Below are 16,291 nucleotides of genomic sequence, written 5' to 3'. Positions count from 1 at the left end.
GGATCAATGAAAATTCTTACCGACCAATTATTATCAGAATTAAAGGAAATTACGCAAAATAACACCCGGTACGTAGAAACTCTTCTCAATAGAACGGATCAGGAACTCAATTACAGAACCTCTGAAAACTCCTGGACTGTATTGGAATGTATAGCACACCTTAACCGGTATGGTCAATTTTATATTCCGGAAATCCACCGAAGGATATTATCCTCAAAATTTCCACCCAAAGTTACTTTTTCACCTGGAATTTTAGGGGACTACTTCGCAAAGTCTATGCTTCCAAAAGAGAAGCTTAATCCAATGAAAACATTCAAAACAATGAATCCCATTCACAGTAAATTGGATAAGAACGTGTTGAAGGATTTTATTGAACAACAGCATCAATTACTCGGACTGCTTGAGCAAGCTAAAGATATTAACCTTGAAAAGACCAGAACGAACATCAGTATTTCAAAGCTTATTAAACTGAAGCTCGGAGACACTTTACGTTTTGTGATCTACCATCATTTGAGGCATATTGAGCAGGCAAAAAAAGTATTGGAAAGTCTTAAAAATTAATAGTGCGAAAGCAAAAATTATTAAGAATGGGGAGGGCTGTTTTATTTTGATTTCGTAATTTTAGGCAAAAATTTACACGTGAAGAAATTACTATTCGCAGTTTGCCTGTCTGCTTCAGCTTTAAGTTTTGCACAGGATTATTCTGTACCGGCAGCAAGTCCACGTCAGAGAGTGGAACAACAATTTTCGATGTCTAAGATTACGATCGATTATGGAAGACCCGGAGTGAAAGGCCGTAAAATTTTCGGTGAATTGGTTCCTTATGGACAGGTTTGGAGAGCAGGAGCAAACTCTTCAACAAAAATTACTTTCGGACAGTCCGTTAACTTTGGAGGGAAAACAGTTCCTGCAGGAACTTATGGATTATTCATTATTCCAACTGAAAAAGAATGGAAAGTTATTTTAAATAAAGATTTCCAGCAATGGGGCGCGTACACCTATGATCCAAAGCAGGATGTTGTAGACGTTACCGTACCCGTAAATAAATTAGCAGATAAACAGGAATGGTTTGAAATTACATTAAACCCTACCGATGAAAATTCCGGAAATTTGGTCATTAAGTGGGATATGGCTCAGGCAGAAGTTGCTTTGAAGCCGGCAAAATTAGATGCGGTGATCAAAATTTCTGATAAGTTGAAAGAAATCAAGAAAATAGAAACCGACGCAGCTAAAACCAAAAGCTAAGACGTATGAATTTCTCTGTTCAACCTATTTTAGAAAATGATGAACTTCAATTAATCCCCTTGGTACAAGGGGATTTTGAATCTGTATACGAGGTGGCTTCAGATCCTAAGGTCTGGGAACAACACCCGAACAAAGACCGTTACAAGAGAGACGTTTTTGAAAGCTTTTTTCAGGGAGCGATGGAAAGTAAAGGAGCTTTTAAAATTATTGATAAAGCATCGGGAGACGTATTGGGAAGCACCCGTTATTATAATTACGACGAAGATGACAGCAGCATCTTTATCGGGTATACGTTTTATGGAACAAAATCCTGGGGAAAAGGAATCAATCCTAAAGTGAAAAAGCTGATGCTGGATTACATTTTTCAGTTCGTGGATAAAGTTCATTTCCATGTAGGAAAAGAAAATCTCCGCTCCCAGATTGCTATGGAACGATTGGGAGGTATAAAGACAGGAGAAGAAGAGGTTGCTTATTTTGCAGAACCTACCCGGACCAACTTTGTGTACGAAATCAAAAAAGAAAGCTGGCTGAAATGAAAAAATATAAAATTCAGAAATCCCCTTTTATCGTTCCCACTACAGATGGGAAACTCATTGAGGAACATTGGGGAAATTCTACGAACAATTCAGATATATCAATTGCTCATATGGTAGCACCTCCCGGTTGGAGCGAACCTCACCAGACTCCTCAGTTTGATGAATTTACCATTATTGTTTCCGGAAAAAAGCAGTTTGAAATTGACGGTGAAACGGTCATCCTCGAAAAGGGGCAAAGCATTCTTGTGGAAAAGGGAGCCAGAGTGCGTTACAGTAATCCTTTTACTGAGCCCTGTGAATACATTGCGATCTGTCTTCCTGCCTTTTCCATGGAACTGGTGAACAGAGAAGAGTAGCCATTAATAAAAAACCGGACAGTATATTGATCTGACAATATAACGTTGTTGTATCGCCAGATCAATACATTGTCCGTATAAAAGTTACTTCAGAATTTCTTTCAAAAACATCAGGGTATGGTTCCATGCTCTCTTAGCCATCACTTCATTGTAATCAGGAGATTTTGGATCAGTAAACATATGTTTTGAATGAGCATAGGTGATGATCTGCCAGTCAGCAGCCCCGTCGTTCATTTCTTTCACCAGGTTATCATAATCCTGTTGGGTAACCCCTTTATCGTCTGCCGGATTTTCAATCAGCATTTTCGTTGAGATCGGACCGTTCTTTCTTGTCTGGTCCTTACCAATGCTTCCATGAATCGATACAACACCGGCTACAGGCATATTGGCCCTGGCAACTTCCAAAGCTCCGGTTCCACCAAAACAATAGCCGATCACAGCTACTTTCCCGTTGGATGCACCGTTCTTTTTAAGCTGTTCTAACGCCAATGAAATCCGTTTTTGGTATTCCGTATAATTTTGTTTGTAATGTCCCGCTGCTTTTCCGGCTGCGTCGTTGTCGGCAGGAATATTCCCTTCACCATAAATATCAGCAATAAACGCAATATAACCTTGTTTTTCAAGCTCTACAGCAGCTGTCTTGGCTTCGTCATCAATTCCTTTCCAAGCGGGTAAAATTAGTACTCCCGGAAGCTTTTTTCCGGCATTGGATGTTACAAGACCATTGAGCTTCTGTGAGCCGTCCTGATAAGAAACGGGTTTTAAGTTTTGACTGAATAATGCTCCCGATGTCATAAAAAGGGTGGTTAATAAGATGGAACGTATCATATTTTGTTATTTTAATTACACTAATTATTCTTTAATAGCTGAAGGAATATGGATGAGGTACGATCTTGAAACTTCATGTAAAAAGAGTTTTTTTTTCCTCAATAAAGTAACAAAAATGTATCAAAATCCTCATCTAAGTTAATAAAAATAACTTATCAGAAGAACCATTAAAACATTGTTAAGCCGTTATTTATTAGAATTTCAATCCCAAACCGATCAGTTCTTTTTCCAGATCTGTTGTAGGATATACCTGTATGGTATGAAAACCTAAAGATTCTGCCATTTCAATATTCTTTGGATTGTCGTCTATAAAAACAGATTCATGAGCATGGATATCGTAACGTTCCAGTAGGAGATGCCATATTTTGGGATCCGGTTTTATCAGTTTTTCGGTTCCTGAAACCACAATTTTTCCATCAAAAAGCTGGAAGAAATCATAATTTTCAAGAGCGTAGGGAAATGTTTCTTCAGACCAGTTGGTGAGTCCGTACAGGTGATAATTGGTTTTGCTGAGTTTTCTTAAAACCTCCACATTTTGTGGGATATCACTTTTCAGCATAACATGCCAGTTGTCATAATACGCTCTAAGCTCTCTTTCCCAATCCGGAAATTTCTGAACCTGAATGTTGGTTCCTTCCATAAGGCTTCTTCCCCGGTCCTGTTCCTCATTCCATTCCGACTGTGCGATGTGGGTAAGGAAATATTCCATTTTATCATCGTCATTGAAATAGTCCCTGAAAAAATATCTTGGGTTCCAATCCATTAAAACGCCCCCGAAATCGAATATAATATTCCTGATGTTCATAGTAATCCGCTCAATATTTACTAACCGCACAATAGCTTTATCATCTGAATTTTACATTCAACTGAATCTCTTAAGTGCTTTGTTATTTAATGATTTACAATTTTTGTAGCTTAAATGTAGGGAGATTTATGCTCTTATGAACTATAGACTGTGTTTAAAAATTGTGAACTATTAGTTAACGGGAGGATTCATATACAATTGGATGCTAAGATATTTAATGGCAAATGAAATTTTAATGATCCGCTTTATAAAACTGATACTGCTCATTCTCAAAATAAGCATTGATATGCTGAAGGCCGTTGGTAAGGACAATTTCTTTAGCTCCGATGATCGAATTATATCTTGCCGTTTGTTCAAAAGTTTTTTCCGTCAGTTTAATATGGGGAGCTTTGCATTCCACCAAAACAATAGGCTTGGCTTTTTCTGTGATCAGCAGGTCAACTCTTTTTGTGAGACCGTTTAAAACGATCTTTTTTTCCGTAACCAATGCAGATACAGAGTAGGATTTTACAGTAAGATAATAATGTATCCAATGTTGTCTTACCCATTCTTCAGGGGTAAGCAAAAGGTAAGTTTTACGAACCAAGTCATAAATAAAAAACTTATCTTTGTCTTTCTTGAATTTAAAATCAAAAGTTTCCTGAAAATTCAGTTTTGGAAGTTCCATTAAAAGATGAAAGAATTAGATTTAATCCTCAAAAATATTAAAAATAAAGAAGTTTTACCGATTTATTTTTTCCACGGAGATGAACCTTATTTTATTGATGTTGCCGTAAAGGCTCTTGAACACGACTTTCTGGAAGAGGATGAAAAAGCTTTCAACCAGACCGTGACCTATGGGAAAGATACTACCTATCAGGAAGTTCTTTCGCTGGCAAGACAATTTCCTATGATGGGGGACAAGCAGGTGATCATTGTAAAAGAAGCGCAGGATCTCAGACTGAATGAAGAGGAAAGTAGAATCCTTGAAGCCTACGTTGAAAACCCTGTACCTTCCACCGTTCTTGTTTTTGCCCATAAGCATAAGAAGCTCGACAGCCGGAAAAAAGTAACAAAAACGTTGGATAAGGCGAAGGCTCTTTTCCTGAGCGAATCGATCCGGGAGAATAATCTTCCTAAATGGATTGCTGATGAATGCATCAAGCTGAATATTAAGACAGCACCTAATATTTCCCATCTTTTAGCGGAGTATCTTGGAAATGATCTTTCACGGATCGCCAATGAGCTTGGAAAATTAAAGATCATTTTAAAGGAAGGAGAAGTTCTGGACGGAACGATCGTTGAAAACCACATCGGGATCAGTAAAGAATTCAATGTTTTTGAACTTCAGAAGGCTTTGGGAACAAAGAATTCCAATGCAGCATTTAAAATTGCTCATTTTATGGGAAAAAATCCCAAGAATAATCCTTTTGTGATGATGCTGGCCAGTTTGTACAATTATTTTTCAAATGTAATTATTTACCAGACAATGGCAGGGCAGCCACCACAGGTTATCGCCTCTCAGATGGGAATCAACCCGTATTTTATCAAAGATTATGCAGAGACAGCCAGGCTATATCCTTTGAAACATGCAACAAGGGTTATTTCTATTTTAAGGGAATTCGATATGAAAGGAAAGGGGCTTGGTGCCGTGAATATGAGCGAAGCAGAATTGATCAAGGAACTGGTATATAAGATTATTAATGTGGATAAATTTAAGATGAAGGTGTAGGTAGTTGAGAGTTGAGAGTTGAGAGTTGAGAGTTGAGAGTTGAGAGTTGAGAGTTGCGGGGGGTAAGATTTTTATAGAGCGTTGAGAAGTCGGAGATTGCTCATGTTGACATATAAAGCGATTTCGCGATTAAGCAATTTTGAAACTCTGATGAACCCGAAACCAGCGCCTGATAACCCATACTACATTCATCGACAATCGACATATTGATTATTGACAAGTATCATTAAAATTCCTTTAATAAAACATTAAAAATTACGAAATTAGCGAACTTTAATTTTAATCTTTTTGAAAAGTAAATTATGGAGCAAAACATTTTAGATTGTGTAATAGTTGGATCAGGGCCATCTGGGTTCACAGCGGCAATTTATGCAGCAAGAGCAGATCTTAAACCTGAATTGTTCACAGGTTTGGAACCGGGCGGACAATTAACAACAACAACGGAGGTTGATAACTTTCCCGGATATCCTGCAGGTATTACAGGTCCTGAAATGATGATGGATTTGCAGAAACAGGCAGAAAGATTTGACACCAAAGTTCATTATGAAATGATCACAAAGGCTGAATTTTCTAAGGAAGTGGGTGGTGTTCATAAATTGTATGCGGGAAACAAAGAAATCCTGGCAAGAACAGTAATTATCTCTACAGGAGCCACTGCAAAATATCTGGGGCTGGACGATGAGAAAAAATATAATGGAGGAGGAGTATCTGCCTGTGCCACCTGTGATGGATTTTTCTACAGAGGAAAAGACGTAGTGGTAGTAGGAGCGGGTGATACAGCTGCTGAGGAAGCTACCTATCTTGCAAAATTGGTGAATAAAGTAACCATGTTGGTAAGAAAGGATGAGTTCAGAGCTTCAAAAGCAATGGTTCACAGAGTTCAGAATACACCGAATATTGAAGTGAAGTTTCATCATGAATTGATCGGGATCGAAGGGGAAAACAATCTTGTAGAAAGAGCTGTGGTAATCAATAACCAGACTCAGGAAAAATCTACCGTGGATGTGCATGGGATCTTTATTGCCATTGGTCACAAACCCAATACAGATATTTTTGCCGGACAAATTGATCTGGATGAAAACGGGTATATTCAAACGGAGAAAGGATCAACAAGAACCAACCTTCCTGGTGTTTTTGCAGCAGGAGATGTTCAGGATCATATCTACAGACAGGCCATTACAGCTGCGGGAAGCGGATGTATGGCAGCCATGGATGCTGAAAAGTATCTTGCTGAACTGCATTAATACTTGAATCAATACATCATATCATAAACGCATCATGAATTGGTGCGTTTATTTTTTATCCTGTTTGTTGATCAATAAACACAGAAAGACAATCCCAGGAAATTAATCCGATTGATTTCTAGCTGATTATTTTATTTTGTTAAAATTTATCCGGGAATTATTTTGTCAGAATTAAAAAACGTTCTATATTTGCACCACTGAAAACGAAGGCATAGCCGGAGTTCAGGGAGAGTTGGCAGAGTGGTCGATTGCGGCAGTCTTGAAAACTGTTGACTGTAACAGGTCCGGGGGTTCGAATCCCTCACTCTCCGCAAAATGTGAAAACGGAAGTTTTCAAATGGCATTAAAAAATAGGTAAATCCTGCAAATCTTTGATTTGCGGGATTTTTTTGTTTTGGAAATTGCTATATTTTCAAAAATTCCTCAAAAATTTTGTTGTATTTTTTACATCATTCAAAACTGCAACAAACAGATTCAAAAGTTTCTGAAATTAAAATATTTAGCTTAAAATTTTATGTATTGAAAAGAATAATACTTCTGATAAAAAAATGCCCCGAAGATAGTCGAGGCGCTAAATGTTTTCACAACGGAATAATCCTTATTGTGAATTGCTTTCAAAATTATCATACAAATATAAAAGAAAAAATATAACTGCATTTGTGGGAACCCACAATTTAGATGTTTTTTTTATTACTATTTTTATGTGAGATCAAAAAAATTAATAATGATGACTAAAAATATACTTGGACTGGACTTGGGAACAAACTCTATTGGATGGGCCTTGATAAGACAGGATTTTGAAAACAAACAAGGTGAAATTCTTGGGATGGGAAGCCGGATTATTCCAATGTCTCAGGATATTCTGGGCGATTTTGGAAAAGGGAATTCTGTTTCGCAAACTGCAGAACGTACAAAATACAGAAGTGTAAGGAGATTACGGGAACGATTTCTTCTAAGAAGAGAACGGATTCACAGAGTTTTATATATTTTGAATTTTCTTCCCAAACATTATTCTTCCCAAATAGATTTTGAAAAACGATTCGGAAAGTTTAAAGTGGGAACTGAACCAAAATTGGTATGGGAATATATTGATGAGCAGTTTTCATTTTTATTTCAGTCTTCTTTTAATGAGATGTGTGAAGATTTTAGGGTAAACGGACAGAATTTAACAATACCTTACGACTGGACGATTTATTATCTCCGTAAAAAAGCTCTTTCTCAAAAAATTGAGAAGCAAGAATTGGCTTGGATCCTTTTGAATTTTAATCAGAAACGTGGATACTACCAGTTACGTGGTGAAGAAGAGGAAGAAAATCCAAATAAATTGGTTGAGTTTTATTCCTTAAAAATTGTAGATGTTTTGGCGGAAGAAAGGCAAAAAGGAAAATCCGATATTTGGTATTCTTTGGTTTTGGAAAATGATTGGATTTACAGACGTTCAAGCAAAATACCTTTATTTGAGTGGAAAGATAAAAAGAGAGACTTTATTGTGACCACGGATCTGAATGATGATGGAAGCATTAAAAAAGACAAAGAGGGCAATGAAAAAAGGAGTTTTCGTGCACCCAATGAGAACGATTGGACTTTAGTGAAAAAGAAAACAGAACAGGAAATATACCAATCTCATAAAACTGTCGGAACATACATTTACGAGAGCCTGCTGGAAAATCCTAAACAAAAGGTAAAAGGAAAACTTGTTCGTACGATTGAAAGAAAATTTTATAAAGAGGAACTCAGACAAATTCTTGAAAAGCAAAAAGAATTTCATCTGGAGCTACAGAGTGATGATCTTTACAATGATTGTATTCGTGAATTGTATAAAAATAATGAAGGTCATCAACATACTTTAAGCAATAAGGATTTTGTTCATCTTTTTATGGAAGATATTATTTTCTATCAAAGACCGTTAAGAAGCCAAAAATCTTCTGTTTCCAACTGTGCTCTAGAGTTCAGAAAATATAGGGACGAAAATGGTGCCGAGCATACGCAATACTTAAAAGCAATTCCGAAATCTAATCCTTATTATCAGGAATTTCGCATTTGGCAGTGGATATATAATTTAAACATTTACAGAAAAAATGATGAAGCTAATGTTACCAAAGAATTTTTAAATACAACAAAAGATTTCGAATATATATTTGAGTTTTTAAACAACAGAAAAGAAGTTGACCAAAAGGCATTGCTTAAGTACTTAAAAATCAATGAAAAAACACATCGTTGGAATTTTGTAGAGGATAAAAAATATCCCTGCAACGAAACCAAGACAATGATTTCTTCTCGTTTGGATAATGTTAATAATATTTCTGATAATTTTTTAACAAGAGACATAGAACAACAAATTTGGCACATCATCTATTCTGTCAATGATAAAGTAGAGTACGAAAAAGCCTTAAAATCTTTTGCGGGAAAACATCATTTGGATGAAAGTTCTTTTTTCGAGGCTTTCAAAAAGTTTCCTCCGTTTAGAAGTGAATACGGTTCTTTTTCTGAAAAAGCAATTAAGAAATTGCTACCACTGATGCGATTAGGAAAATATTGGAATTATGCTGATGTTGATAAAAATTCCAAAGACAGGATTCAGAAAATCATCAATGGAGAATATGATGAAAGTATCAAAGATAAAATAAGAGAAAAAGCCGTTCATCTTACGGTAGAAGATGCTTTTCAGGGATTGCAACTATGGTTGGCTCAATATATTGTATATGGTAGGCATTCAGAAGCTTCAATGATTGGAAAATGGAATTCTGTTGAAGATTTGGAAGAATTTTTAAAGGGTTTTAAACAACACTCACTTCGCAATCCGATTGTAGAACAAGTAATTACAGAAACACTTCGCGTTGTAAAAGATATTTGGTTAAAATATGGAAAGGGAACAAAAGATTTCTTTCACGAAATTCATATTGAATTGGGACGCGAAATGAAGCTTCCTTCTGAAGATAGAAAAAAATTAACGAACCGGATCGTAGAAAACGAAAATACGAATCTTCGTATTAAAGCTCTATTAGCCGAAATGATGAACGATAGCTCTGTAGAAAATGTTCGTCCGTTTTCGCCAATGCAGCAAGAGATTTTGAAAATTTATGAAGACGGTGTTTTAAATTCAGGTATTGATGTTGAAGATGAATATTTGAAAATCAGTAAATCTGCACAGCCTTCTTCTTCAGATTTAAAACGATATAAACTTTGGCTGGAGCAGAAATATAAATCACCATATACCGGTCAAATTATTCCTTTAAATAAACTTTTCACGTCGGAATATGAAATTGAACACATTATTCCACAAAGCCGTTATTTTGATGACAGTTTCAATAATAAAGTGATTTGCGAATCGGCGGTTAATAAATTGAAGGATAATTATATTGGTTTGGGGTTTATTAAGAAACTGGGTGGAACTATTGTAGAATGTGGAAACGGAAAATCAGTAACGGTTTTAAAACAAGATCAATACGAGGATTTTGTAAAAAAACATTATGCCAACAATCGAAGTAAAAGGAACAAACTTTTGATGGAGGATATTCCTGAAAAAATGATTGAACGTCAATTGAACGATACACGCTACGTCAGCAAATATATTTCGGGTGTTTTATCCAATATTGTTCGGGTAGAGGACGGTTCAGACGAAGGGGTTAATTCTAAAAACATTGTTCCCGGAAATGGACATATCACCACACAGCTGAAGAGAGATTGGGGACTGAATGATATTTGGAATGACTTGATTTTACCACGTTTCAAAAGAATTAATCAACTGACTAGTTCTACAGATTTTACGGTCTGGAATGAAAATTTTCAAAAGTTTTTGCCAACCGTTCCGATTGAATATTCCAAAGGATTTTCAAAGAAAAGAATTGATCATCGGCATCACGCTCTGGATGCTTTGGTGATTGCCTGTGCTACAAAGGATCACGTGAATTTATTGAATAATCAATCGGCAAAATCGGAAACCAAACGCTATGATTTGAAAAGAAAATTAATGAAGTTTGAAAGAGTTGCTTATCATCACAGGCAAACAGGGGAGAAAATCGAAAGAGAAGTACCAAAACAATTTTTAAAACCTTGGGAAAATTTTACAGTAGAAGTTAAAGATAATTTGGACATAATTATTGTAAGTTTTAAGCAAAACCTTCGTGTCATTAATAAAGCAACTAATTATTATGAAAAATATGTAGAGAAAGATGGTATAAAATGTAAAGAAAGGGTTGAACAGACCGGAACAAACTGGGCAATTAGAAAGCCAATGCATAAGGATACGGTTTCCGGTAAAGTAGATCTACCTTGGGTAAAAGTTCCAAAAGGTAGAATCTTAACAGCAACGAGGAAACGCCTTGATACTTCATTTGATTTAAAATCAATTAGGTCTATTACTGATACAGGGATTCAGAAAATTCTCAAAAATTATTTAATACTTAAAGATGGAAATCCTGAATTGGCTTTTTCACCGGAAGGAATTGAAGATATGAATAAAAGTATTGAAAAGTACAATGATGGAAAACCTCATCAACCCATCAATAAAGTAAGGGTTTTTGAATTGGGAAGTAAATTTATGGTAGGACAAACCGGAAATAAAAAAGATAAATATGTTGAAGCTGCAAAAGGAACCAATCTGTTTTTCGCGGTGTATGAAGATAAAAACAGCAAGAGAAGCTATGAAACCATTCCTTTGAATGAAGTGATTGAAAGACAAAAGCAAGGTTTACCTGTGGTTGATATAAGAGGTATGAATGACTTCTACTTATGTCCGAATGATTTGGTTTATATTCTATCTGATGATGAGCGGACTCATATGAAAAATAATGATTTTGAAAGTCTTTCTAACGAGCAAATTAAAAGGGTATATAAATTTGTTAGTTGTACAGGTGGTGAAGGACATTTTATTCCTTATGCAAATGCAGTAGAAATAATAAAAAATGAAAATGGTACGAATAGTAAAAGTGAAAGAATGCAGAATTTTTATGATGGTAATTGTCTGCTTGATAAAAACGACAAGCCCATTATGATAAAAGAAAACTGTGTAAAACTTAAAGTCGACCGTTTAGGTAACATATCAAAGGCATAATTATGATCACCCGTTCCATCTACATCGGTAATGCTGCGTTTCTCAAACTCAAAGATGAACAGATGAAAATCCTTTGCCCGGAAACCAAAACAGAAAAAGGAAGTGTACCCGTGGAAGATTTGGGTTTACTGATGCTGGATCATTATCAGATTACTATTTCCCATCATCTCATTCAGAAAATGATGGGAAATAATGTGGTAGTCATTAGTTGTGATGCTCATCATTTGCCTCACGGAATAATGCTTCCGCTGTATGGTCATACTGAACACTCTGATAGGGTAAAAGATCAGCTGGAAGCAAGTGAACCGTTGAAAAAACAGCTTTGGAAGCAAACTGTGGAATGTAAAATTGAAAATCAGAAAAATGTTCTGATGAAACTAGAAAACTATTATGAGCCGATGATTGAATACCAAAGAAATGTAAAGTCTGGGGATATAACCAATATGGAAGGTATTGCAGCTCAGCATTACTGGAAATATCTGATCAGTCTTGATTTTTTGAGACAACGTTTCGGAGAATCACCTAATCAATTCTTTAACTTTGGGTATGCGGTTCTCAGGAGTATTGTTGCAAGGGCTATTGTTGAAACAGGATTATTACCCGTATTGGGAATTTTTCATAAAAATAAATATAATCCCTACTGTCTTGCTGATGATCTCATGGAACCTTACCGCCCGTTTATTGATTTACTGGTAATGCAGTGGCTGAAAATTCATCCTGACACAGAAGAATTGACGAAAGAATTTAAAGCTCATGTTTTGAAGGTTGCAACCAAAGATGTGAGTATTGATAATAAAACACGACCATTGCTGGTCGCTGTTAAAACAACGGCTTCGTCGCTTTATAAATGCTATACAGGAGAAAAACGGCTGATTTCTTACCCGCAGCTATTATGAAATGTGAAAGGTTCAATGCGTATCGAATTATGTGGGTTTTAGTATTATATGATCTTCCGACTGAGACCAAAGCGAATATGAAAGATGCAAATCGTTTTCGAAAGGCACTAATTGATGATGGTTTTAGCCTATTTCAGTTCTCTATGTATGTACGGCATTGCCCAAGTCGTGAAAATGCTGAGGTTCATATTAAAAGAGTTAAATTTATGCTTCCGAAAGCAGGGAAAGTAGCCATTATGTGTATCACTGATAAGCAATTTGGAGATATTGAAATCTTCTTTGCTTGGAATAAAGAAGAGCCACCTCCAGCCTTTCAGCAACTTGAATTATTCTAAATTTTAAATTCTAAATACAAAAATAATCTACTGATTTTCAGTAGATTATTTTTTGAGGCTGTGATTAATCACGAAGTTAATAATTTTTGAAAGCAATTCACAACCGCATCAACAACATTCCATTTTGGTGGATCGCTGTGATTAATCACGAAGTTAATAATTTTTGAAAGCAATTCACAACTCATTGATAAGGCTATAGAAGTACTGAAAAGCTGTGATTAATCACGAAGTTAATAATTTTTGAAAGCAATTCACAACTAATGATTCAGGTAATAGTGTAAACTATTAGCTGTGATTAATCACGAAGTTAATAATTTTTGAAAGCAATTCACAACGACGCACCCTAATAATTAGATATGACTAAAGCTGTGATTAATCACGAAGTTAATAATTTTTGAAAGCAATTCACAACCATTTCCTATGTATTTAAATTTCCGAATCCGCTGTGATTAATCACGAAGTTAATAATTTTTGAAAGCAATTCACAACGGATAAGGTTAAATGTATTTCTATATTATCGCTGTGATTAATCACGAAGTTAATAATTTTTGAAAGCAATTCACAACTAGCTTTTACAGGTATGCAGAAATATCTAAGCTGTGATTAATCACGAAGTTAATAATTTTTGAAAGCAATTCACAACTAAATTCTTCTGGACGAATTTTATCATTGAGCTGTGATTAATCACGAAGTTAATAATTTTTGAAAGCAATTCACAACTAACGGATGCAGAAAGAAAGCTATTTGAAAGCTGTGATTAATCACGAAGTTAATAATTTTTGAAAGCAATTCACAACTTAAGAAGAAACTATAATAATCTTTAGGTCGCTGTGATTAATCACGAAGTTAATAATTTTTGAAAGCAATTCACAACCGGTTAGACCAACAAGTGCTTTTAAATCTTGCTGTGATTAATCACGAAGTTAATAATTTTTGAAAGCAATTCACAACATACGTAGCCTTGATTAGATATTCCTTTAGGCTGTGATTAATCACGAAGTTAATAATTTTTGAAAGCAATTCACAACTACATAACGATCGAATCGTAATCGATTATTGCTGTGATTAATCACGAAGTTAATAATTTTTGAAAGCAATTCACAACTAACTGCTTTCGCTCCTTTTTCAACGTCTTGCTGTGATTAATCACGAAGTTAATAATTTTTGAAAGCAATTCACAACTAGGCGGTCGATATGGTCTATTACTTCTTTGCTGTGATTAATCACGAAGTTAATAATTTTTGAAAGCAATTCACAACTGGTTACCCACATTAAATTACCTACTGTATGCTGTGATTAATCACGAAGTTAATAATTTTTGAAAGCAATTCACAACCTGGTAATGATGATAATGTTGCGGTGGTGAGCTGTGATTAATCACGAAGTTAATAATTTTTGAAAGCAATTCACAACTAAATTCTCAGTATGATGTCCTTTTCTGTCGCTGTGATTAATCACGAAGTTAATAATTTTTGAAAGCAATTCACAACAAATACAATATTGTTTACAATTTTAAACCTGCTGTGATTAATCACAAAGGTAATAATTTTTGAAAGCAATTCACAACACCCAGGGCTCCTGCCACTTCAGAGAAAGTGCTGTGATTAATCACGAAGGTAATAATTTTTGAAAGCAATTCACAACCAATGAGAGAAATTTCTATAAGTTTATTATGCTGCTGCCAAAACTGAAACTTTTCAATGTTTGAATTTTTTTGCCTGCTAAAGAATTGAATTCGTGTAATTCTAAAAACAGTCTTAATAAAAATCCCGGGAAAGTATTGGCTTAAATAGAATTAAAAACTAATAAACCTTAAATAATTAATCTCAAAAAACGATTATAAATCTTGTTACAGTGTATAAAATTATAATTAATATTGATGAAAAATTACTATGTTTAAGTTTATAATAAGTCTCAAAAAACTATCTCAATAAATGAAAATAAAATTCTATTTAATAATTCTTTTTATATTTTCTTTTTTTGAAATTCAAGCACAAAAGCGAAATGAATTAACTGACGAGCAAAAAAATTATCTTAGTAAATTCATTTATCCACTTTCGAGTTATGAACCAACAACTCCTAATCACGAAGATTTAAAAATTTTAGACAAATTTATCGGAAACTCTAAAATTGTTGGTTTAGGGGAATCCACTCACGGCTCAAGTGAAGTTTATAAAATGAAATATCGTATAAGCGAGTATTTAATCAAGAATTTAAACTATAATATTTTTTCTTTAGAAGCAAATATGCCGGAGAGTTATGTGATGAATAATTATATTAACAAAAATACAGATTCCCCAAAAGATGTTTTGCGCGGAATGTATTTTTGGCTTTGGCAAACACAAGAGACCTTGGATTTTGTTGAATGGTTAAAGCTTCATAACGAAAATATGAATAACAAAGTACTGTTTGACGGCTTTGACATGCAATATTATTTAGGAGCTTTACAGCAGATTACAGACATTTATAAAGCAAATAATTATGAGCTAGATGATATTAATAATCTGACTGAAATTTTGAAAGAAAACAATCGAGGTCAAAGAAAATATACAGATAAAATTCAAGTTGCTATAAATAACTTATTGGATAAAATCTCCCAAAATGCTGTGAAAATTGATGATGCAGAGACAAAGAAAAGATATTTACAGAATATTACAGTAATAAGACAAAATATACAGGTTGGAAGTTCAGTTACCAGGGATAAATTTATGGCTGAAAATATAGATTGGATCAAACAAAACTATACACCAAGCAGGGTAATTGTATCTGCTCATAATTTCCATGTTTCTAAAGAAAATTCCTCGTCAATGGGCTTTCATGTAAACAAAAAATACCAAAGTGATTATGTGAACTTTGGATTTGCATTTTTTGAAGGGAATTACACGGCGAGCGTAAATAAAAAGATAGGAACATTCACATCACAAACAGCACCACAAGGTAGTTTAGAATATAATTTAAATTCATTAAACATACCTTATTTTGTGTTAGATTTAAAATCTATAAAGGCTGATAAAAATGAATTGGGAGAATGGATATTGAAAAAGATTCTGTTTCGAAAAACCGGTTCCGGAACAGAAAGTAATGAGTTTAGAAAAACAAATATTGCAGATTCTTTTGACTATTTGATTTTTATCAATAAATCTTCGCATTCAAATTTATTGAGAGGATTTTAACAGGAAATACACCACAGATGAAAGAAATTGATAAGTCGTCATGGTTCACAGTTGCTTAAAAATGCATTTTTGTGCATCCACAAGCTGCTAAAGCGGTAAGGATAATATA

The 16,291-nt window shown here is 34.7% G+C and carries 13 protein-coding genes, 1 tRNA gene and 1 CRISPR repeat array; of the genes, 11 read left to right on the top strand and 3 right to left on the bottom strand.

The genetic code is table 11. The features are described from left to right. Positions 1–6: 6 nt before the first annotated feature. The 4 genes from AAEU33_RS17890 to AAEU33_RS17875 all read left to right on the top strand — a co-directional run bounded on the left by AAEU33_RS17890 (position 7) and on the right by AAEU33_RS17875 (position 2,137). Complete coding sequence (locus AAEU33_RS17890) at positions 7–561, top strand: DinB family protein (protein ID WP_345989376.1); 555 nt, start codon at positions 7–9, stop codon at positions 559–561. A 78-nt stretch (positions 562–639) separates the two neighbouring features. Then, entirely contained in the window at positions 640–1,245 is a 606-nt protein-coding gene (locus AAEU33_RS17885) for a DUF2911 domain-containing protein (protein WP_172277915.1), read from the top strand. 5 nt (positions 1,246–1,250) lie between these two features. Beyond that, entirely contained in the window at positions 1,251–1,781 is a 531-nt protein-coding gene (locus AAEU33_RS17880) for a GNAT family N-acetyltransferase (RefSeq protein WP_345989374.1), read from the top strand. After that, complete coding sequence (locus AAEU33_RS17875) at positions 1,778–2,137, top strand: cupin domain-containing protein (RefSeq protein ID WP_273647574.1); 360 nt, start codon at positions 1,778–1,780, stop codon at positions 2,135–2,137. Before AAEU33_RS17880 ends, AAEU33_RS17875 begins: the two co-directional genes overlap by 4 nt. An 84-nt stretch (positions 2,138–2,221) precedes the next feature. On the opposite strand, the gene AAEU33_RS17870 is transcribed toward AAEU33_RS17875, so the two are convergent. The 3 genes from AAEU33_RS17870 to AAEU33_RS17860 form a co-directional block, all read right to left on the bottom strand. Continuing rightward, positions 2,222–2,965 carry a dienelactone hydrolase family protein gene (locus AAEU33_RS17870; protein WP_345989372.1) on the bottom strand — a complete coding sequence of 248 codons (744 nt, stop codon included), beginning with the start codon at positions 2,963–2,965 and terminating at the stop codon, positions 2,222–2,224. Positions 2,966–3,158: 193 nt separating this feature from the next. Next, entirely contained in the window at positions 3,159–3,770 is a 612-nt protein-coding gene (locus AAEU33_RS17865) for an HAD family phosphatase (protein WP_172277921.1), read from the bottom strand. 232 nt (positions 3,771–4,002) lie between these two features. After that, positions 4,003–4,437: a type I restriction enzyme HsdR N-terminal domain-containing protein gene (locus AAEU33_RS17860; RefSeq protein WP_172277923.1), complete on the bottom strand. Its 435-nt coding sequence runs from the start codon at positions 4,435–4,437 to the stop codon at positions 4,003–4,005. A 6-nt stretch (positions 4,438–4,443) separates the two neighbouring features. Between AAEU33_RS17860 and holA the strand changes: the two genes are divergently transcribed. The 7 genes from holA (at position 4,444) to AAEU33_RS17825 (ending at position 16,182) form a co-directional block, all read left to right on the top strand. After that, complete coding sequence (gene holA / locus AAEU33_RS17855; RefSeq protein ID WP_345989369.1) at positions 4,444–5,481, top strand: DNA polymerase III subunit delta; 1,038 nt, start codon at positions 4,444–4,446, stop codon at positions 5,479–5,481. Positions 5,482–5,783: 302 nt separating this feature from the next. After that, positions 5,784–6,725 carry a thioredoxin-disulfide reductase gene (gene trxB / locus AAEU33_RS17850; RefSeq protein WP_172277927.1) on the top strand — a complete coding sequence of 314 codons (942 nt, stop codon included), beginning with the start codon at positions 5,784–5,786 and terminating at the stop codon, positions 6,723–6,725. 226 nt (positions 6,726–6,951) lie between these two features. Further along, positions 6,952–7,036, top strand: a tRNA-Ser gene (locus tag AAEU33_RS17845). Between the two features lie 413 nt (positions 7,037–7,449). Then, entirely contained in the window at positions 7,450–11,778 is a 4,329-nt protein-coding gene (cas9, locus tag AAEU33_RS17840) for a type II CRISPR RNA-guided endonuclease Cas9 (RefSeq protein WP_345989367.1), read from the top strand. Positions 11,779–11,780: 2 nt separating this feature from the next. Continuing rightward, the gene (cas1, locus tag AAEU33_RS17835; protein WP_345989365.1) at positions 11,781–12,674 is read left to right on the top strand and encodes a type II CRISPR-associated endonuclease Cas1; all 894 of its coding nucleotides are present in this window, start codon (positions 11,781–11,783) and stop codon (positions 12,672–12,674) included. Then, on the top strand, positions 12,671–13,009 hold the full coding sequence (gene cas2 / locus AAEU33_RS17830; protein WP_345992788.1) for a CRISPR-associated endonuclease Cas2: 339 nt from the start codon (positions 12,671–12,673) through the stop codon (positions 13,007–13,009). The genes cas1 and cas2 overlap by 4 nt, the downstream gene beginning before the upstream one ends. A 57-nt stretch (positions 13,010–13,066) precedes the next feature. Next, a CRISPR array of direct repeats spans positions 13,067–14,653; the repeat unit is 47 nt; unit sequence GCTGTGATTAATCACGAAGTTAATAATTTTTGAAAGCAATTCACAAC. Between the two features lie 290 nt (positions 14,654–14,943). Beyond that, positions 14,944–16,182, top strand: a complete 1,239-nt coding sequence (locus AAEU33_RS17825; protein ID WP_345989363.1) for an erythromycin esterase family protein — start codon at positions 14,944–14,946, stop codon at positions 16,180–16,182. Positions 16,183–16,291 lie beyond the last annotated feature (109 nt).

Origin of the sequence: Chryseobacterium sp. Chry.R1, assembly GCF_039645525.1 — a bacterium.
In the GTDB taxonomy this organism is placed as follows: domain Bacteria; phylum Bacteroidota; class Bacteroidia; order Flavobacteriales; family Weeksellaceae; genus Chryseobacterium; species Chryseobacterium proteolyticum.
This window is presented reverse-complemented; position numbering and strand designations above follow the sequence as displayed.